The sequence below is a fragment of the Vogesella mureinivorans genome (genome assembly GCF_007644035.1).
Taxonomy (GTDB): Bacteria; Pseudomonadota; Gammaproteobacteria; order Burkholderiales; family Chromobacteriaceae; genus Vogesella; species Vogesella mureinivorans.
In genome coordinates this window covers 1-575 of the sequence record NZ_VMTV02000704.1, presented here as the reverse complement: position 1 = coordinate 575, position 575 = coordinate 1, and the positions used below count along the sequence as shown (strand labels likewise).

1 protein-coding gene is annotated in these 575 nt (G+C 63.1%); it reads left to right on the top strand.

Annotation, left to right across the window (positions count from 1 at the left end):
• Nucleotides 1–575: recombination-associated protein RdgC (rdgC, locus tag FLQ44_RS17820; RefSeq protein WP_147695466.1), on the top strand; the 575-nt coding region annotated here is incomplete at both ends.

Genomic DNA, 575 nt, shown 5'->3' with positions numbered 1-575 from the left:
GCCAGCAAGGCGGAGAACCTGGTATCTACCCTGCGCGAGGCCTTGCCACCTTTCCCTTGCAAGCTGCCGCGCACCGCGCTGTCGCCACATAGCCTGATGACCGACTGGTTGGCCGCAGGCGAGGCGGGCGAGGGCTTCGATCTGGATAGCCAAGCAGTACTGGAGGACTGCAGCGAGAACGGTGCCGTCGTGAAAGTGATACGCACCGATCTGACCTCTGAGGAAATCCGCCAGCACATCCAGGCGGGCAAGCAGGTGACCGAGCTGGGCTTGATCTGGCGCGAGCGCATCCGCTTTGTGCTGACCAGCCAGCTGCAGTTGAAGCGCCTGCAGTTCCTTGATGTGCTGCAAGAAGAAGCCGCCCAAGCCGGTGATGATCTGGCCAGCCTGTTCGATGCCACCTTCCTGCTACAGGCGGAGGAGCTGGGGGAGCTGGTTAACGATCTGGTGCAGGCGCTGGGCGGCCTCGACAAGGGGCAGCCTGATCTGTTCGACCCGCCAGCCGAGACAGATGCGGCCAACGATGCCACGCCGTGGGGTGTTGGTGAAACGCCAGACCCGCTTTATGAGCAGGC